16 protein-coding genes are annotated in these 19,308 nt (G+C 44.1%); 9 read left to right on the plus strand and 7 right to left on the minus strand.

From position 1 onward, the window contains the following. Positions 1–192: 192 nt before the first annotated feature. Together L3V30_RS09935 and L3V30_RS09940 are read left to right on the plus strand one after the other, a co-directional pair. Complete coding sequence (locus tag L3V30_RS09935; protein ID WP_237308838.1) at positions 193–1,734, plus strand: sensor domain-containing diguanylate cyclase; 1,542 nt, start codon at positions 193–195, stop codon at positions 1,732–1,734. Positions 1,735–1,817: 83 nt separating this feature from the next. Next, positions 1,818–2,348: a 3'-5' exonuclease gene (locus L3V30_RS09940; RefSeq protein ID WP_005394213.1), complete on the plus strand. Its 531-nt coding sequence runs from the start codon at positions 1,818–1,820 to the stop codon at positions 2,346–2,348. A 252-nt stretch (positions 2,349–2,600) separates the two neighbouring features. Here the strand turns inward: L3V30_RS09940 and L3V30_RS09945 are convergent, their stop codons facing one another. The 3 genes from L3V30_RS09945 to L3V30_RS09955 all read right to left on the minus strand — a co-directional run bounded on the left by L3V30_RS09945 (position 2,601) and on the right by L3V30_RS09955 (position 5,531). After that, a complete protein-coding gene (locus tag L3V30_RS09945) occupies positions 2,601–3,041 on the minus strand; it encodes a TerB family tellurite resistance protein (RefSeq protein WP_005394215.1) in 441 nt (146 codons plus the stop codon). A 189-nt stretch (positions 3,042–3,230) separates the two neighbouring features. Then, positions 3,231–5,171 (minus strand): alkaline phosphatase D family protein, encoded by a 1,941-nt coding sequence (locus tag L3V30_RS09950; RefSeq protein WP_237308839.1) that lies wholly within the window; start codon positions 5,169–5,171, stop codon positions 3,231–3,233. Between the two features lie 9 nt (positions 5,172–5,180). Next, positions 5,181–5,531, minus strand: coding sequence for a hypothetical protein (locus tag L3V30_RS09955; RefSeq protein WP_005377676.1), 351 nt, complete (start codon positions 5,529–5,531; stop codon positions 5,181–5,183). A gap of 236 nt (positions 5,532–5,767) precedes the next feature. On the opposite strand from L3V30_RS09955, the gene L3V30_RS09960 reads away from it, so the two are divergent. Both L3V30_RS09960 and L3V30_RS09965 read left to right on the plus strand, forming a co-directional pair. Further along, entirely contained in the window at positions 5,768–7,072 is a 1,305-nt protein-coding gene (locus L3V30_RS09960; protein ID WP_237308840.1) for a MipA/OmpV family protein, read from the plus strand. Between the two features lie 62 nt (positions 7,073–7,134). Beyond that, complete coding sequence (locus L3V30_RS09965) at positions 7,135–7,554, plus strand: hypothetical protein (protein ID WP_225480717.1); 420 nt, start codon at positions 7,135–7,137, stop codon at positions 7,552–7,554. A 79-nt stretch (positions 7,555–7,633) separates the two neighbouring features. Here L3V30_RS09965 and L3V30_RS09970 read toward each other — a convergent pair whose 3' ends face one another. Further along, positions 7,634–8,218 carry an FMN-dependent NADH-azoreductase gene (locus L3V30_RS09970; protein WP_237308841.1) on the minus strand — a complete coding sequence of 195 codons (585 nt, stop codon included), beginning with the start codon at positions 8,216–8,218 and terminating at the stop codon, positions 7,634–7,636. Positions 8,219–8,403: 185 nt separating this feature from the next. On the opposite strand from L3V30_RS09970, the gene hrpA reads away from it, so the two are divergent. The 5 genes from hrpA (at position 8,404) to L3V30_RS09995 (ending at position 16,231) form a co-directional block, all read left to right on the plus strand. After that, the gene (gene hrpA / locus L3V30_RS09975; RefSeq protein ID WP_182036578.1) at positions 8,404–12,390 is read left to right on the plus strand and encodes an ATP-dependent RNA helicase HrpA; all 3,987 of its coding nucleotides are present in this window, start codon (positions 8,404–8,406) and stop codon (positions 12,388–12,390) included. A 182-nt stretch (positions 12,391–12,572) separates the two neighbouring features. Beyond that, complete coding sequence (locus L3V30_RS09980; RefSeq protein ID WP_005394221.1) at positions 12,573–13,052, plus strand: outer membrane beta-barrel protein; 480 nt, start codon at positions 12,573–12,575, stop codon at positions 13,050–13,052. Between the two features lie 199 nt (positions 13,053–13,251). Next, positions 13,252–13,767: an outer membrane beta-barrel protein gene (locus L3V30_RS09985; protein ID WP_237308842.1), complete on the plus strand. Its 516-nt coding sequence runs from the start codon at positions 13,252–13,254 to the stop codon at positions 13,765–13,767. Between the two features lie 372 nt (positions 13,768–14,139). Further along, complete coding sequence (locus L3V30_RS09990) at positions 14,140–15,720, plus strand: BCCT family transporter (protein WP_005394224.1); 1,581 nt, start codon at positions 14,140–14,142, stop codon at positions 15,718–15,720. 121 nt (positions 15,721–15,841) lie between these two features. Continuing rightward, the gene (locus tag L3V30_RS09995; protein ID WP_085343852.1) at positions 15,842–16,231 is read left to right on the plus strand and encodes an ATP-binding protein; all 390 of its coding nucleotides are present in this window, start codon (positions 15,842–15,844) and stop codon (positions 16,229–16,231) included. 19 nt (positions 16,232–16,250) lie between these two features. On the opposite strand, the gene L3V30_RS10000 is transcribed toward L3V30_RS09995, so the two are convergent. Genes L3V30_RS10000 through L3V30_RS10010 form a run of 3 tightly spaced genes read right to left on the minus strand, consistent with a single transcriptional unit; the run spans position 16,251 to position 19,198 of the window. Further along, complete coding sequence (locus L3V30_RS10000; protein WP_005394228.1) at positions 16,251–16,889, minus strand: sugar transferase; 639 nt, start codon at positions 16,887–16,889, stop codon at positions 16,251–16,253. A gap of 10 nt (positions 16,890–16,899) precedes the next feature. Further along, complete coding sequence (locus L3V30_RS10005; protein WP_237308843.1) at positions 16,900–18,087, minus strand: glycosyltransferase family 2 protein; 1,188 nt, start codon at positions 18,085–18,087, stop codon at positions 16,900–16,902. Continuing rightward, on the minus strand, positions 18,080–19,198 hold the full coding sequence (locus L3V30_RS10010) for a glycosyltransferase (RefSeq protein WP_237308844.1): 1,119 nt from the start codon (positions 19,196–19,198) through the stop codon (positions 18,080–18,082). Before L3V30_RS10010 ends, L3V30_RS10005 begins: the two co-directional genes overlap by 8 nt. Positions 19,199–19,308: the final 110 nt, after the last annotated feature.

Below are 19,308 nucleotides of genomic sequence, written 5' to 3' on the forward strand. Positions count from 1 at the left end.
ATTAAAATGATGACGGATGGTAGCATATTCAAGGCTTAAGGCTGTAATAATTCGTGACTATACCGTACGAACAGCGTGAAAAATCGACGATCGGACTGCCCAGCATAGGTTGTTGCTTGATGTTTGTGCGTTGCTAACGCAGTATTTCAATAGATCCCGAAGTTTAACTTACGGAAGTATCAAAATTACGATATGACACAAAGCACCGCTCACAAGAGCGTTATCAAACGACATTCAGACTCTATTCTAGCTTTTGCAGCGACGTTGTGTGTCACTGCTGGTGTGGTCGGTGCTGCTTATACGATGCAGCAACGGTATACGCAGACGACGTTTGATACTTTAGCTGACCGACAAGCAGAATCACTGAAAGCGAACGTCGAAAATGATTTAAAGTTCATTGGTGCAGGTGCAAACTTTTTTCATTCGATTGAACGCACCTATTGGTCTTCGTTCCCAATGTATGCGGAACAAGTAATCAATAGCTCGCGAAGTCTAATTGGACTTCAATGGATGCAAAAAGTCGAATTCGACGACCTTGATGAGCATATTTTAAAGACCCGTCAAACATTTCCTGATTTCCAACCGTTTACCGTTCCTAAAGATGGCCCCAAAACCTACGGGTACATTTTTGAACACAAAGAGCCAATTTTTATCGCATCGGATATTTATCCAAGAACACCAGAAAACCTTTCTCTACTAGGTTTCTATTTTTCACGTAAACGCTTCGATCTCATCTTGGATGATATATCCACAAATGGGCGAGCGAATGTCTCGGATAAAGTTCGCTTACTGCAAGATGGGTATGACAAGTCCATTCCTAAAACTGGGCTGCTAGTGTTCCATCCAGTGTTTGACTTCGAGAACCAACATTTACTAGGTGTAGTGACAGGGGTGATTCGAAGTACAGTTTACTTTGAGGATTTGATCACGAAAACCGCGACTGAGCTAGATATGTCGGTGCGCGTAGAAGATTTAGGCTTTGACGCAGCAGATGACCCCGTTCTCTTCCAAAGTTCAAACTGGGACAACATTCGAGGGACGGTTATAAGCCGTACCATTCAACTGCCTAATCGTGAGTGGCGGATTGATTTTAAACTTTCTGATGCCGTCTCTGCTTGGGAGCGTTCTATTTTAGCGGGCACGACATTAGCCGGGTTGGTAATCGCCTTTTTGATTAGTTGGATTGTGAATTTGCAGTCACGAGAAAAAGAGCGCTTGGCGGTCATGTTAGAGCTTAAAACCGTCGAATTAAAAAGGATGGCTGAGCGTGACCCTCTAACTCAGTTACTCAATCGCCGAGCGTTTAACGATCATTTGCTTAGCCAGATAAACAAAGGTGTTAGCTTCGCATTGGTTGGTTTTGATATCGACCACTTCAAAGTTATCAATGACAAGCACGGTCATTTAGGGGGCGATGAAGCATTGCAGCATGTGACTAAGCTAGTTAGTGCAAATCTAAAGCCTGGAGACCGATTTTATCGTGCTGGTGGTGATGAGTTCTGTATTATTTCTAAAGTCATTGATAAAGAAGCACTGGAAGCTTATCTGGAAAAGTTGCGGAGCATCGTGGCAAGTACGGCTTTTGACTATGGCGATGCTTCAATCATTTGCACGTTAAGTATTGGCGCGGCTGTCCATAAAGATGAAGATCCTGAAAGCTTGTATCACAAAATGGATAATCAACTTTATTTGAGTAAAAAAAACGGTCGTAATAATGTGTCGATTGGCGATTAAATGGGCGCGCAAATTCGAGTTTTACACCGTGTTACGGTAGAATCGCACGCTTTAAAATTTTATGTTAGGAATCAAGACAAACTATGAACCATAACCGTATTGTATGCTTCGATTTAGAAATGTGTTGCTGGAACGAAAATGGTGTCGGCAGCACGGGTGAAATTATCGAAGTTGGGTTGGCTGAAATAGATTTGTCTAGAGGCGAGATAGTCAAGCGAGCTCAATACTACGTAAAACCTGAACATGATGAAGTTTCGCTGTTTTGTGCCGAGCTAACAGGTATTACGCCGCGTAAAATTGAAAAACAAGGGCGCCCATTAGAAGAAGTGCTTAAATCCATGGTTAAGAACTTTGGTGGTCGAAACAAGATTTATGCATCATGGGGCCGAGATGACCTCATCCTGCTTGAAGAGTGTAAGCAAAAAGGTATTGAAGCGCCATTTACGGAGTTCATCAACTTAGCGACGCTTTATCGCATTCAAAATCGTCTTAAGGATAAGCGTATTGGTCACCGAGCAGCTCAAGAAGCAAAAGGCATTGATTGGGAAGGGCGCCAACATTCTGGTTATGTGGATGCCTACAATTTAGCGAAGCTTGCTCTGACTATGCTTTAATGGTCCGATATAGATAGGCAAACTTGTAATCAAATCGTCATTCAACCATTGTTGTTTTGTCATGGAATCTGTTTAGTGTAGAGCTCGTCAAACATATTCATATCTTGACCAGTATTTTAATAACAATGTCGTTGGCTTATCGAAAAAACGCGCGTAATGCGCGTTTTTTTATGGCTATAGAACCCAATCTTCGCCATCATTTCACGGTAGACTTGAAATAGCTTGCGTGACTTACATGTTTACCTTGTTTCCTTACTGAGATTGCAATTTTGCTCGAATGAACTCACTGTGATCAACGTAGAGTAGTTCTGCTGTTTTGCGGATCACAGCATCTTCTAGTGGATCAATTTCGCCATCGGCATACGCCACTTCCCACATGCTTTTGATTAAGTTGTAGCGTGTTTCTTGAGTCAATTCTCTCAGTTGAGAAGTAAAATCGTACAGAGACGCGGAGTCTTTTATTTTCTGTTGCGCTTGCTCTAACAAAGCATTTGATTCTTCTTCATTTAATGACAGGAGCTTCATCAATAATGAGCGCTTTGTTTCTTGCTCTTTATCATCGACGTTATGGTCGGCGCCAGATACTTCACACAGCAAGCACGCGATAGCCATATTCGGAGAGAGTGTGTTGGTTTGGCTTAAATCAGAGCCTTCAATGAGCTGTTTAAATAATGAGGTAAGAGAGTTAAACATATTGAACACCGAGCTATTGTTTATTTGGTTAACATGGTCATAAATACGGTAGATCTCAAGGTGTGGTATCAAATTTAGCACGCCGTTGACAGTCAAGAGCTTTGCTCATCTACCCAAATCCCTCGTACTTTTAAGTTCAGTCAAAATGACTTGCCTTCAAGAAAGGGCAAGTCATTTTGGGAGCGAGATTTAGCCTTCTGCACGAGTTGGTGGAAAATGTACCTCTTCACCATCGCTCGTTAGAATGCTAATTTGACTCGGCTTTCCTTCGTCATCAAGACGCAGCTCACCAATGGCGCTGTGGTTAACTAAGCGATAAAAATTGTGCGTACTTGGTGCGCGTTTGTAGATCTTTAGCCGCTTACGTTTTGTAAACCAGTTTAAAGGCGAACGAGGGCTATATAGCAGTCTATCTAGACCATCACAAATATTGAGCAATTGGGTTGGGAACTGATTTTTAATCCCGCTACAGGTGATTTGATAGATATTCGGACTATTTTTTCGGTAGCGAAGCTTAATGTCGTATGCAAAAGAGTAGTGCACGTCGCCAGAGAGAATAACGAAATTGGTCGGCGTCTTAGTATGTGTAAAAATACTAATAAGCGTATTCGCACTTCCGGGGTGCGCCATCCAGTTTTCAGCATCGACCATCAATGGTTTACCAAGCATCGTTACTACTCGCTGCAGTGCTTCGATAAATTTCACTCCGAACATCGGCGCGGCAGAAACAATGATAACTTTGTCTTGATGAACAAGTTCTTGGTGGAACTCAATCATTGCTTCCCAGTCCATTAACCCAGAGGGCTTGTTCATTTTCGACTCAGAACGCCAGCGTCTGGTTCGCGTATCTAGCACGACAACTTTTGGCGTCGTCGGAATGGTGTAATGCCAATTCTCAAAGCGATACAAATATTGAATAAATGCATCTTGAGTTTGTGAGGAACGCTCGTTGAAAAAGCGTTGAGCGATACTCATAAACTCATCATTGAATTTTTCTGGCGCGTTTCCCCACCCTTGGCAGAGCCAGTAGGCAATCAGGCTGTTCCCTATAATACGTTTTGCAAAGGCGTTGCTGTACGCGGCTTGTTCCCAGCCTATGGTAAGGTTCCAATCGTCGGTGACATCGTGATCATCAAAGATCATGTAGGTTGGAATGTGAGCAAGTAGGCGTTGAACATTATCTAGACCTGAGACGAATTTATCTATTTGAGCCTTTTCTTCGCGCCATTGCTGTTGCCATTTGGGTTCGAGAGTTGCTCCACCGACAGTAAACTCATTTTCTAATAAGCGATCTGTCCGAATAAGCTTCCATAAGGTCGGAGACCAAACCAATAAGTACATTGCAAAGCATTCGGCAAAGCTTATTAGATGGTTTTCACACTCTTTGGCGCTGAATATTGGCGTCCCTCTGTGCGGGAAAAACGTACTCAGTAAACTGCCATCATTCACATAATGAGGCAACAATTTGTCCCGACCATAATAACAAGCTGAGTGCTGGTAGAGGGCATTGGTATTTTTTATCGGCGCTTGCTCGAATTCTTCGCCCGGTAAACCGAGTAGGGCAATGACTTGTTCGATGGCGTCCAGAGTAGGGCCTGCAACATGGTCTGCGTAGATTTGGTCACCACTCATGATGAGCATATCTGGTCTTTCTTCGATGGTTTGAGATGCGATTTTATGATCCGAAGCGACCAATGTATCTTTACTGAAGTGGTGGGGATTCCGGCACGAGCCATGTAGAACATAATCTGCTTTTTCGCTGATTAGGAACTCAACGCCCAAATTTGGACAGTTATCTCGTTCATAAGTCAGATGAGGAAGCAGTTCCGTTACTAAACCGTGTTGCGTTTGTATTTGATAGCGTAACGTTTGATGGGGCGGAAACTCGCCCTTTAATTGCAACAAACAGCACCACGCATTGAGACCGATTTGAAGCTGTTCTTTTTGCTCACTTAAGGGGGCTTGATGAAGGACGGAGGCGTTTTCATCCGTAATTTGCACCATACCCTCCAAGCGTTGGGTGGTGACTAGCCAAATATTGATTTCAGTTGCGGTCACTTTGCGCAAAATCGGACCTGCAACGATAAGAGGAAGTGAAGATGTTTCAGTCGTATTCATCAATGCTGGCAAAACGGCTCCTTATGTGTCAGCTTCTTCTTCTAATATTTCGATAACTTGTGAACTGCTAAGTTCATGTCCCATAAGGAATAAACCTAGCATGGCATCGGCTTTTGACGCGTTATCACTGTCTTCATCCAAAATCTGCTGAAGTCGCGTTCTGATTAGATCTATTTCGTGCTCGACGAAGCCGCGTCCCTCTTCGTCTCCCTGACCATCTTCTGGAGCATTATCAAAGTGCAAAAATAACATGTCACCATCAAGTTGAGTCCCTATCAACCTTTCAGGCAGCCATGCTTCTCCCATCACAATGTCTGGGTCCGTGTCTGCGGGTAAATGATTCAAGGTAGAGATGAGTTCTGATGCTTTCACTTTTTACTTCATTATGTTTGATTTAGAACTAAGCTAGAGTTTTAAGAGCTTGTTACGATAGTAAAATATTCACAAATAAGCTCATCTAGTCGTGCAATATTAATATAATCTTGGGACTCAAACTGTCACGAGGATGACAACATTTGTCATTGTAACGGCTATCATCAGAAGAACATAAGCTTTAAATGGCAAATCATTGATGTTTGCCTGCTTCTCAACCAACATTTTTCGAACTCATGAAGAGATTAATTCTAACAACACTCACTTTGCCTTTAGCTGCGATGGCTTCTTCTGCGTATGGTGTAGAAGAGCAAACGTGGGGAATTGCAGCGATGTATCGCACCGCATCGATCCCGTTTTATACCGCCGATAATGACTCGACGGTGAGTACATTTGTACCAATGATGTTCTTTGAAAACGAGCATTTGTATATCAATGGCATTGAAGGCGGCGTTTTTCTGTATGACGAGAGTGATTCTGACTGGCGCGCGAGTGCGATTATGCGATTGAGATTTGTTGATATTCCCATGTCGCTACAAAATGCCAATGAAGGGGACAGAGTCGACTTCGGTGGTCAAGTTCGTTATAGCATTAACGACAACTGGCGCGCAGAAGTAGAATTAATGACGGACGATGAACTCCAGTTTCACTCTAATTATCGCCTTGCCGCTAATTATGCGTTTGGTGATTGGGAGTTAGAGCCATCTATCACGATTCGATACAAAGACGCTGACTTCAACAGTGAATATTATGCGTTTAAAGATGTTACTGGGGAAAGAATTGGAGCAGGACTTGACGCCAACCTCGGCATCAAAGCGCGTTATCATGTGACTTCCAACTTGTATTTATTGGGGGAGACGAGTGTCACTCGCTTAGATGATAATGCTTACAACAGCCAGCTTGTAGAAGACCGATATCAAGGTGAAGTGTTTGTCGGTTTTGGTTTTTTCAACGATAAAGGCAAAGCTCCGAAATCAACACTGAGGAATAAACCATACCTACGTATCGCGCATGGTTGGGCGACGCCTTCAAATATTGGTGAAATATTTAGCTTTGAGAGAGAAAAAGACCCATACGACAATCAACTTACTTCATTGTTTTATGGGCACCCGCTAACGGACGAGTTGTTTGGTTATCCTCTTGATATTTATTTAACACCAGGTTTGGTTCATCACTGGTCGTCCAGTGTACAGTCCGCGAGCACAGAATACGTGATGGCGATTAAGGCTTATTATACCGTTAATTGGCCAACGACTTGGCGATTTGGTGTTGCGGAAGGTATGTCATACGTCGACAACATTACCTACATCGAAGGAACCGAAATGGAAGACAAGGGTTATACACCAAGTAAGCTACTGAACTACTTAGACTTCTCGTTTGATGTAAATATAGGTGACTTATTCAACCAAAAAAACTGGGAAAATATGTGGGTGGGTTATTCATTGCATCACCGCTCAGCGATTTTCGAAAATGCGTCCCAGTTTGGGCGCATTAAAGGCGGAAGCAACTACAATACCATTTACTTCCAGTTCGAGTTTTAGAGCATCGTAAGATGCATATAGGTCGGATTTGCAACTGACTTCTTTATCGCCCATTATGAGTAATGATGAATAATACAATGCTGCTTTCAACGCGAACCTTCGTGTATCGTGCCAAAGTTAAGGCTGTTTGTGATGCATCTGATGAATCGGATGGCATGAGCACCATGAGTATCGACTCCTCATTCAATATTCAAATTGAGGCGATAAACTGTACCAACGATGAATTTGCCAAGCGCTTTTTTGTCGTCCACGGGGAAGGACATTTAGAGAGTGATGAATGGTTAGTGTTGTACGTCAATTCTCTTGAGGTTGACGTTGGAGACGATCTCGAAATTCCGAGTGATGTCGCGTTTGATGCGATGATTGAGAATATGATAAACGAAGCTGAGCAGTCTTTGGAAAAGCTCTATCACGAAGCGCTACACAACTTAGAGAAAGTGAATCGCTCTGGGAGAAATAAGATAACTTCTAAACACGATTAGGGTATTTTGATCGACAAGGGATTGGCGCGAACCAATCCCTTGTTATTTGTATTCTACTTGTTCTTGAAGTTAGGCTAATTTACGCTATCGCTGCAAGTTGGCTCTGCGCTTCAGAAATGCCTTTCGCAGCGAAATCTTCACCCATGTTTAGCGCTTCCGCATAAACAAATTCCACATCAGTGATACCAACGAAAGCTAGCACGGTACGCAGGTATGGTGTGACGTTGTCAGTTGGTGAATCTTTATGGATACCACCGCGAGTCGTGATGACAATCGCTTTCTTACCTTCGATCAGGCCTTGAACGCCGTTTTCAGTGTATTTGAATGTCACGCCAGCACGAGCAATCAAATCAATCCAGTTTTTAAGCTGAGTTGGAATTGTAAAGTTATACATTGGTGCGGCAATAACCAAAGTGTCTGCGGCTTTTACTTCTTCAATAAGGGTATCCGACAGTTCGACAACCGCTTGTTGTTCTTGTGAAAGATCTTCCGTTGCGCGAAGTGCAGTGGCAACGGCGAAGTCCAAAACTGGTAATGGGTTGGCAGCCAAATCACGAACAGTTAGCTTGTCTTGGTCCACATTTTTGATGAAGTCTTCAACCAGTTTGTTTGATTGAGAGTAGTCGCCAAGGATGCTTGATTTTAGAGCTAGTACACGAGACATAATGGTTATTCCTTAAATAAGTGCTTTTGACTATGGGAGCCATTATAAGCGAGGCACGTTGGTTAAAAAGTATAGGGATTCGCTGAACATGTTCGAAAAATTTGAATGTGGTTTCGGTTATCTTGTTGCAGATCTTGTGTGATACAATCCGCGCAGTTTTTGTAATGAAAAGAATAGGAAACGCTTTGACTTCGTCACAGCCCCCAAAAAAGAATCCCGCTGAAGAGCAAGCGACACCGTCAAATGGTGTGCAAAAGGCGACAGCGAAACAAGATAAAGCACCTCAGGCTCAAGTGAATAGCGCGGCGTCTCTACGCAAAGCGTTAAGCCAGTGCATGATGCGTGACCGCTTCCGTTTAAGTAAACGCATTTCTGGTGCGAGCAAAATTAAGAAAGACGCAGCACGTAATGCTGTGTTTGATGAAATTGCACTCGACATTGCCAAATCAATGATGGTTGCGGAACAACGCAGCAACTACAAACCAACGATTGAATACCCAGAAATTCTGCCCGTCAGCCAAAAGCGTGACGACATCGCTAAAGCGATTGAAGAAAACCAAGTGGTTATCGTCGCGGGTGAAACCGGTTCAGGTAAAACCACTCAGTTGCCAAAGATCTGTGCAGAACTTGGTCGTGGCAAATTCGGTTTGATTGGTCATACTCAGCCTCGTCGTCTTGCGGCGCGCTCGGTTGCGAACCGTATTGCTGAAGAGATGGAAACCAAGCTTGGTGAGTTTGTTGGTTACAAGGTTCGATTCAACGATCAGATCTCTGAAAATACCCAAATCAAATTGATGACGGACGGTATCTTGTTGGCTGAAATTCAGCATGACCGTTTCTTGAATCAATACGACACCATTATTATCGATGAAGCGCACGAGCGCAGCCTTAACATCGATTTCATCTTGGGTTACTTGAAAGAGTTGCTACCACGCCGTCCTGATTTGAAAGTAATTATCACGTCGGCAACCATCGACCCAGAGCGTTTTTCAAAACACTTCAACAATGCACCAATTATTGAAGTGTCAGGTCGTACTTACCCAGTAGAAACCCGTTACCGCCCACTAAGCGGTGATGACGACAATGATCGTGACCAACTTGAAGGCATCTTCGAAGCGGTAGACGAATTGTGCGATGAAGGTTTAGGTGACATCCTGATCTTCATGAACGGTGAGCGTGAAATTCGTGATACCGCAGATGCATTGTCCAAACGTAATCTGAAGAGCACGGAAATTGTGCCGCTTTACGCGCGTTTGTCGGCGGGCGAGCAGAACAAGATTTTCCAACCTCATGCTGGTCGCCGAATTGTACTGGCAACCAACGTGGCAGAAACCTCGCTAACCGTTCCGGGCATCAAGTATGTTATCGACCCGGGCACGGCGCGCATTAGCCGCTACAGTTACCGAACTAAGGTTCAGCGTCTTCCAATCGAGCCGGTTTCTCAGGCGAGTGCGAACCAACGTAAAGGTCGTTGTGGTCGTGTGGAAGAGGGTATCTGTATCCGTCTGTACTCTGAGGAAGATTTTGAGTCGCGCCCAGAGTTTACCGATCCCGAGATCCTGCGTACCAACCTAGCATCGGTTATCTTACAGATGACCGCTCTTGGCTTGGGCGACATTCAAGCCTTCCCATTTGTGGAAGCTCCGGACAAACGTAACATCCAAGATGGTGTTCGTTTGCTGGAAGAGCTTGGCGCGATTAATTCTGAGGTAAAAGACCCGAAAAAACGCCTGACTTCCATCGGTCGCCAATTAGCTCGTTTGCCAATCGACCCACGCTTGGCGCGTATGGTATTGGAAGCGCCAAAATATGGTGCGCTTAAAGAAGTGATGATCATTGCAGCGGCCTTGTCGATTCAAGATCCACGCGAGCGTCCTTCAGACAAACAACAATCATCAGATGATAAGCACCGTCGTTTCTTCCATGAAGAGTCGGACTTCCTGACGTTTGTGAATTTGTGGGAATACATCCAAAAGCAGCAAAAAGCGTTGTCTAGCAACCAGTTCCGCAAACAGTGCAAGCAAGATTATTTGAACTACTTGCGCGTTCGCGAGTGGCAAGACGTGTACTTCCAAATTCATCAGTCGATGCGTGAGATGGAATTCAAACTTAACGATGAGCCTGCTTCTTACCATGGTGTACACAGTGCGATCTTGGTTGGTTTGTTGTCGCACATCGGTATGAAAGACCAAGAAAAGAATGAATATCAAGGCGCGCGCAATGCTCGTTTCCATATCTTCCCTGCATCGGGTCTATTTAAGAAACAACCTAAGTGGATAATGTCAGCCGAGTTGGTGGAAACCTCGAAACTTTGGGGCCGTATCATTGCCAAGATTCAGCCGGAGTGGATTGAGCCATTAGCCAAACACCTTATCAAGCGCAGTTACAGCGAACCGCATTGGTCGAAGAAACGCGCGGCGGTGATGGCGCACGAAAAAGTCATGCTTTACGGCGTGCCAATCGTACCGAAACGTTTGGTGAACTACGGCAGTATCGATCCGACCGTTAGCCGCGAAATCTTTATTCGTAGTGCATTGGTTGAAGGTGAGTGGGAAACCAAACACGCGTTCTTTAAACAAAACCGTAAGCTTCTGCAAGAAGTGGAAGAGCTTGAACACAAATCTCGTCGTCGTGACATCTTGGTGGATGATGATGAGCTGTTTGATTTCTATGACCAACGTGTTGGTACCGAAGTGGTGTCTGGTAAACATTTCGATACGTGGTGGAAAAAAGCATCGAAAGAAGATCCTGAACTGCTGAACTTTGAAAAAGAGATGCTGTTCAAGGGTGATGCTAGCCATGTGACCGATTTGGATTACCCGAACTTCTGGCATCAAAATGGTTTGAAGCTCAAGTTGAGTTACCAATTTGAACCGGGCGATGATAGTGACGGTGTCACAGTGCATTTGCCGTTGCCGATTTTAAACCAAGTTGAGCCAGCGGGCTTTGACTGGCAGATCCCTGGTCTGCGTCATGAGCTTATTGTTAGTTTGATTAAATCGCTGCCGAAGACGATTCGTAAGAACTTTGTGCCTGCGCCGAACTATGCCGATGCATTCTTAGCACGTGTAACACCAATGGAAGCACCGCTGCTAGACTCGCTAGAAAAAGAACTGCGCCGTATGACGGGTGTAGAAGTATTGCGTGAAGACTGGAACTTGGAACAGGTGCCTGAGCACTTGAAAGTAACGTTCCGAGCGGTTGATCATCGAAATCGCAAACTGAAGGAACATAAAGACCTTCACGAATTGAAAGAGAGCTTGAAAGACAAAGTTCAAGAAACGCTTTCCAAAGTGGCGGATGACGATATTGAACAGCAAGGTCTGCATACGTGGAGCTTCGGTGAATTGCCGAAAGTGTATCAACAAAAACGTGGTGGCTACGATGTAAAAGCGTATCCAGCACTTGTTGATAGCAAAGACAGCGTTGAAATCAAACTCTACGAAACGGAGTACGAGCAGATAACGGCAATGCGTGCTGGTCAGCGTCGTTTGATTTTGTTGAATGTGCCGTCTCCAATTAAATATTTGCACGCTAACTTACCGAACAAATCGAAGTTGGGTTTGTATTTTAACCCTTACGGCAAAGTGCTTGATCTGATTGATGACTGTATCGCCTGTGGTGTCGATAAGCTTATTGAAGAGCAGGGTGGCTTAGTTTGGGAGCCAGAGAAGTTCGAAGCGTTGAAAGAACACGTTCGTGCTGAACTGGGTGATACCGTCGTAGAGATCGCGAAACAGGTTGAGACTATTCTGACAACGGCGTTCAGCATCAATAAGAAGCTAAAAGGCAAAATCGACTTCACAATGGCGTTTGCTCTGTCGGATATCAAAGCACAAATTGAAGGCTTGATCTTCAAAGGTTTTGCGACGGAATGTGGCTGGAAACGCTTGCCGGATATTCTTCGCTACATGCGTGCGATAGAGCGTCGTATGGAGAAGTTGCCAATCGATCCAAACAAAGATCGTTTACATATGCTGAAGATTGAATCTGTGACTCAAGACTATAAGGAGTTGCTGAACAAGATCCCGAAAGGCGTGGCCATTCCTGAAAACGTAAAAGAAGTGCGTTGGATGATTGAAGAGCTTCGCGTGAGTTACTTTGCTCAACAATTAGGCACTCCTTATCCTGTTTCTGATAAACGAGTCAAAAACGCGATTGATGCTTGCTAATCAACCAGTAAAATAGCGTCAGATTTGTAATTATCGCGTATGAGGTTACTGGTACACTAATTGCTAGTAACTCAATAAGCGTAAATTTTTAGTTCTGGGAGGCAATGGTTCGCCTCCCTTTATTTGTAGTACCAACGACTGAGTTATGCAGACGTGGGAATAATAAAGAGTAAAGGTAGATGATGAAAAAAACTCTATTAGCAGTGGCGCTACTTGGCGCATCTTCTGCGGCAATGGCAGATTCTTGGATTTACGGTGGTGCAACAGTAGGTCAGTCTGACTACAAAGGTGAGACGGATACATCATACTCTGTTCACGTTGGTACAGGCATTCTACCTATCATTGGTATTGAAGCAGGTGTGACGCAACACGGTGAATTTAACGTAAATGGTCAAGACACTAAGCTAACGTCTTACTACGCAGCACTTAAGCCAAGCATCGACTTTGGTCCACTGCATGTGTATGCAAAAGGTGGCTTCCACCAGTGGGACAAAGAAGTGAAAGGCGGCAAAGACGATGACGATTTGGATCTAATGTACGGTGTAGGTGCTGAGTACTTCATTTTTGGTCCGATGTCTGTTGGTGCTAGCTACATGAACTACACGGCGGGTAAAGACGATATCGGCACGTTCTCTGTTAACGCAACACTGCATTTCCTATAAGCGTCTAGCTTTCTAACACCCATATGAAAAACACCGACTTTATGTCGGTGTTTTTTTGTCTGGAAGTCACAAAACAAAAGTTGAACATAAATTATTCACTTTTGGATCTTAAAATGCTCATGCTTTCCAATATATAGTGGCGATTAAATGCGCATATTTGCGTAATGTTTCGCTTAGGAATCGCTCAGGAAGGGATAGTATGAAAAAAACACTCTCGTTATTAGCTCTAACGTTGTGCTCAACATCAGCAATGGCAGACTCATGGATTTACGCTGGCGGTCAAATCGGTCAATCTGATATCGATAGCGAAAACGATACAACCTACGGTATTCATGTAGGTACTGGTATTTTGCCATTCATTGGCATTGAGGCAGGTTACTTTAACCACGGCAAGGTGGATTTATCACTGAGTGGCAGCAGGGGTAGTGCTGATTTTGATTCATTCTATTTAGCAGCGAAACCAAGCATCGACTTTGGGCCGCTTCATGTCTATGCCAAAGGTGGCATCAATGCATTCAATGTTGATTATGAAGGCGGACTGAGAAATTTAGATAAAGATGATGGTGTCTCCTACATGTATGGTGTCGGTGCCGAATACTTCTTGCTCGATAATGTTTCTATTGGGGCAAGCTATCAAGCGTTTGGCGTGGATATTGACAGCGATAGTGACACCGTGAGCAGTGTGACGGGGAATATTACCTTCCATTTCCTATAATACTCAATCTATATGAAAACTTTACTGACATGGTTTCATCGCTAGCTTTGAAACCAAGTCAGTGTTACTTATCTCAATTTACGCGTCCATCAATGATAAAGCCACAGAGCGCAAGTATTTCCAGTGCTTTTCGAACGATCAAATTACGATAAAATCAATCGTTAGACCTCATAATTTTTGTGTTGATATTACTTTGTTCTCATCTGCCTTTAACTGAGCCAAAAATGCAATAAATGGCGATTTTTTGCAAAAATATGTGATTACTGCTAAACTTCGCCCCGCTTTAAAACTTTAGAGTTCAAATTAATGGAGGGCGGTATTGGAGTTCTTCTCACCTGAGGGGCGTTTCAAATTCACGTTAAATTTGTATTTATGGATAATGCATTTAAAAAATATAGTATCGACACAACAGACTATCAGGTTGGACAGGACAACGTTCAAAAGTGGGGATTCGACATACATAACCCCGTTTTTGGCATCAGTGCGGGTCTCGTTGTTTTCTGTCTAATTTCACTTCTTCTTGTTGAGCCAACCACTGCTCGTGATGTATTAAACGGTCTGAAAAACGGAATTATCGAACAGTTTGATGCGTTCTTTATGTGGTCGACAAACTTCTTCTTATTATTCGCTGTTGCTCTTCTTTTTTCTCCGCTGGGTAAAATCCGCTTAGGTGGCAAAGAAGCAACGCCGGATCACTCAACCGTTTCTTGGTTGTCGATGCTCTTTGCTGCTGGTATGGGTATTGGCCTTCTGTTCTGGAGTGTGGCGGAGCCGACCGCGTACTTCACTGATTGGTGGGGAATGCCACTGAACGCAGTGCCATACACAGAAGAAGCGAAATCTCTCGCGATGGGTGCCACCATGTTCCACTGGGGTGTGCATGGTTGGAGTATTTACGCACTCGTTGCACTAGCACTTGCGTTTTTTGCTTTTAACAAAGGTTTACCGCTTTCATTGCGCGCGGCGTTTTATCCAATTTTTGGTGACCGAGCATGGGGTTGGTTAGGGCATGTTATCGACATTCTTGCCGTTTTATCCACGCTGTTTGGTCTTGCAACGTCGCTGGGTCTCGGTGCTCAGCAGGCGACCAGTGGTATTAACCATGTCTTTGGTCTAGAAGGCGGCATTGGTACACAAATGATTGTGATCACCTTTGTTACCTTTATCGCGGTGCTATCAGTAATTCGTGGTATTGATGGTGGTGTTAAGCTACTGAGTAACGTCAATATGGTGGTTGCGTTTGCCCTGCTTATTTTCATTACCTTTATCACGTTTGATACGGCGTGGGGTTCGCTACGCGACACAACAATGGCTTACATTGAAAATATTATTCCGTTGAGCAACCCCCACGGTCGTGAAGATGAAACTTGGATGCACGGCTGGACGGTATTCTACTGGGCTTGGTGGGTATCTTGGTCACCGTTTGTTGGTATGTTTATCGCGCGTGTGTCTAAAGGTCGTACGGTTCGAGAATTCCTGTTCGCAGTGATCGTTATTCCTACTGTAGTTACCTTGATTTGGATGTCTGTATTCGGTGGTATCGCGCTTGACCAAGTGGTGAATAAAGTGGGGGAGCTAGGTGCAAATGGTCTAACTGATATTTCACTGACTCTGTTCCATGTTTACGATGCGCTACCGTATAGCTCAGTGATTTCAATGCTTTCTATCGTGCTGATTCTGGTGTTCTTTATTACATCATCAGACTCTGGCTCACTGGTTATCGATAGTATCACTGCGGGTGGTAAGATTGATGCACCAATTCCACAGCGTATTTTCTGGGCTTGTATTGAAGGTGCAATTGCAGCCGTTATGCTTTGGGTTGGTGGCAAAGAAGCCTTGCAAGCATTGCAGTCAGGTGTGGTTGCAACGGGATTACCGTTTACCTTTGTTCTGTTGTTGATGTGTGTAAGCTTGGTTAAAGGGTTAAGAACCGAACTGTCAGCTTACAAATAAACACTATCCACTATTGAATTTAAATGCCGAGCCTAATGCGCTCGGCATTTTTTATTTCTACTTTTCTTTTTCAATAATTCCGTTACAGTTTGGGCTTATTCCCACCTCATTTAACAGCATTATGTCACTGGCTAAACTCATTCTTATTCGTGGACTTCCAGGTTCAGGTAAAACAACCTTAGCAAAGCAACTGGCAATAGAGCTTGGTGCTAAGCATTTTGAAGCTGACATGTATTTTGAAAATGATGAAGGTGATTATCACTTTAACCCGACTCAATTGCCCCAAGCGCACGAATGGTGTTTTCAGCAAACTCGAAAGTGGTTGAACAAAGGAAAAGTCGTGATTGTGAGTAATACGTTTGTTCGGCACTGGGAGATGAAGCGTTACTTGGACTACTGCGTGAAGAAGCGCATTGAGGTGGAAGTTAATGTGTGTCGCGGCGCGTATCAAAGTATTCATGATGTGCCACCAGCGACCATCGAAAAGATGCGACGCCAGTGGCAAGAGTGACCGTTACCAGAACTAGGGGTTACTGACCTCGTCCGTCAATCATCACAACGAATGTTTTGCTCATGATTGAAAGGTCCATTGAAATCCAAGAGTAGAACGAACCTAAGCTTAGTGCGTAACTGTGATCAAAACCAACTTTACGTCGTACATCTTCAATGCAAGCATCATAGCCTTGGTTAACTTGCGCTAGGCCCGTAATTCCCGGTAATACGCCATATGTGCGTTCTACAAAATAAGGGATTTCATCTTCCAACTTTTGGTAGAAAGCAGGGCGCTCTGGACGTGGCCCGATCATCGACATTTCACCTCTCAACACATTAAACAGCTGTGGTAACTCATCTAAACGCGTCTTACGTAAAAAACGTCCTACTGGTGTGATTCGAGGATCATTTTCGGTTGCCCAAACTGCACCGGAGCGTTGCTCCGCATCAATATACATGGTGCGAAATTTCATGATTTGAAAAAGATCCATTTTTTCTGGTGTACAGCGCCCAACACGCAGTTGACGATAGATCACTGGGCCTTTCGATGTGATTTTTATAGCTAGCGCGATAAATGGGAATAGCGGTGCAGTGACGAGCAAAATAAACATTGCAACCAGTACATCAAACGTTCTTTTCGCGTGGCATACATTTGAATCGTAGCGTGAGTTTTTCATGATTCTTTCCTTATTGGTTGACGCGTTTCCAACGTCCATTTTCCATTCCTAGCAAATACTTCATACCGCCGATGAAATTGGCGAGATGACCAATGACGATGTAGCTAATCAGTTTAAAAGGCTTGACTGTGTTAAGTGCAGGCACCAAGTAAGTGACAAGTGCGATACCATAAACACAGGCTTGAGCGAGCAGCATTATTTGAAACAGCGGGTTGTGTGCCAGTAGTAGTGAACAAACCAAGCAAACAATCATCAAATAGGGTGTTGCTAAGCGCAGAACCTTTCCCGATAGAAATGCAAAGGCAGTGCCACGATAGCGAGGTAGCAGTAATTTCTTTAATTGCATGAGCTGCTGCATGTTACCCGCTGAAATTCTTAGGCGTCGCTTGAAGTCTGCGTCGTCTGAGCTTTGTTCGAGTTCAAGAGCCAGCATGTTAGATTCGTAGATAGCGTTATAGCCTCGCAAAACGATTCTCATAGGGAGAATAAAATCGTCATTGATGGTGCTGACTTCAAGTGGTTCAAATAGGTGGGTTCTGAATGTATAAAACGCACCGTGAGAGCCAATCGTTGAACCCAGCAAGGATTCTTGGTGCTTCACTCGAGACTGGTATTGCCAGTACGCTGCTTCACCTTGGTTATCGGTACTCATTATTTGATATGTCGCGTTAACCACTCCAACCTTCTCATTTTGATAATGCTGACTAGCTAGCAACAGAGAATCGCAAGAAATCAATGCCGATGTATCACTCAGTGCGGTAATGTCCGAGCTAACATGACGCATTTCTTCGTTGAGTAGGGCAACTTTACCGCGATTGACTTGGTGGTCATTAATGATGAACAGTGTATCTGAGCAGATTGCTTCTTGAATCGTCGCTTGAGCAATCTCGGCTGTGTTATCTGTGCAGCCATCACATGCGATCACCACTTTCAATTTATCTCTTGGGTAATCTAAGCTCGCAAGGTTGCGGATCTTTTCTGCTATCCATTGTTCTTCATTGTAGGCGGGCACGATGACAGTAATAGATGGTAACTGACTGTCTGTTTGAGAGGCTTTGTAAGCTCGCTCTACAAATGGTGCTGTGGTTTTTTGCTGTTTTAAAGGAAGCCATTTAAGTAGCAATGGATAACCAACATGATGATAGACAATCAAAAATGCGGATAAACCAAAACCTGTAATCCAAAGTAAATCATTCATAGCTAGCCTCCTTGGCCAAACGTGAGTAGCGACTCACCATGTCTCTGATATCAAAATGTTTGAGAATAAAAGTTCGAGGAGAACCATGGGTTGATTTCAATTGCAGCGACAAAGCTTCCGCCAAAGAGAACACACGGTTGGCTTCAACCAATGTGCTGTTAATCGGGCAGAGCGTCTCTTTCACGCCACCAACATCGGTTGCGACACAAGGAACGTCACATGCTTGAGCTTCTAGTGTTGAGAGGGGGAAACCCTCTTGAAGCGACGGTAAACAAAATAAATCGAGGCTTTGGTAAAAGCTGGGCATATCGTCGACCAAGCCTAAAAAGGTAACGCGATCCTCAAGTTTTAACGTTCTAACTTGTGCTTCCAATTGAGCTCTCTGAGAACCATCTCCAGCAATGGCTAGGTGTGTGTTTGGCGTAAGATGAGAGAAGGCTTCGATAAGCACTTTATGGCCTTTAACTGCTTCTAAACGCCCGGCAACGCCAATTACGGTTTTGTTGGCTGGAAGCCCAAACAAGTTTCTCTTGGTTGCTTGGTTACCGCTTTGAAATTTCTGGCAATCGATCCCATTATGTATGGTGCAGACTTTGCGGTAATTCAGTTTTGTCTGGATTTGTTCGGCGACAAAGTTCGCATCGGCAACCACATGTGGACGAATCATTTTTAGCAGTAGGGACTGCAGTCGAGCTGACTTTCTGTTATTCAGATGCCAGGCGTCGTGCTCAGTATGGATAATTACTGGCACTTGCGCTAAGCGTGCCGCAATCCCACCATATAAGAGTGGTCCGATATGGTGAGTGTGGACCACATCAGGTTTAAGTCCTTTGAGCATGGAAGTCAGCGTACTGATGGTTGTCCCGCTGAATCCAGGTTTCTTATTGAGGAAGTGCAGCTGGCCTTGGTAGGCCGAGAGTTTTGACCAGCATTGCAGTGCTTGCGCTTTGCTTCCCTCTAAACTTACGACAAACACGGAATGATTCGGTTGCGCAAAACGAAGCATCTCTAATACGAGCGTTTCCAAACCGCCAGGAGCTAAGTGCTGCACGACGTGTAATATCACTTTTTTATTGCGTTGAGTGCTATTTTGTTTTTGTCTGAATTCCATTCTCAAACCCTCGCTGAGTTCTTTGTTTCTTTAGGAATTGCAGACTGTGTGCCAATAAATTAAGTGTTTAAAAACATGAGGTTAATGGCAATGCATATGAAGGGCGATGT

Origin of the sequence: Vibrio sp. A1-1 (assembly GCF_021728175.1) — a bacterium.
Lineage (GTDB): Bacteria > Pseudomonadota > Gammaproteobacteria > Enterobacterales > Vibrionaceae > Vibrio > Vibrio diabolicus.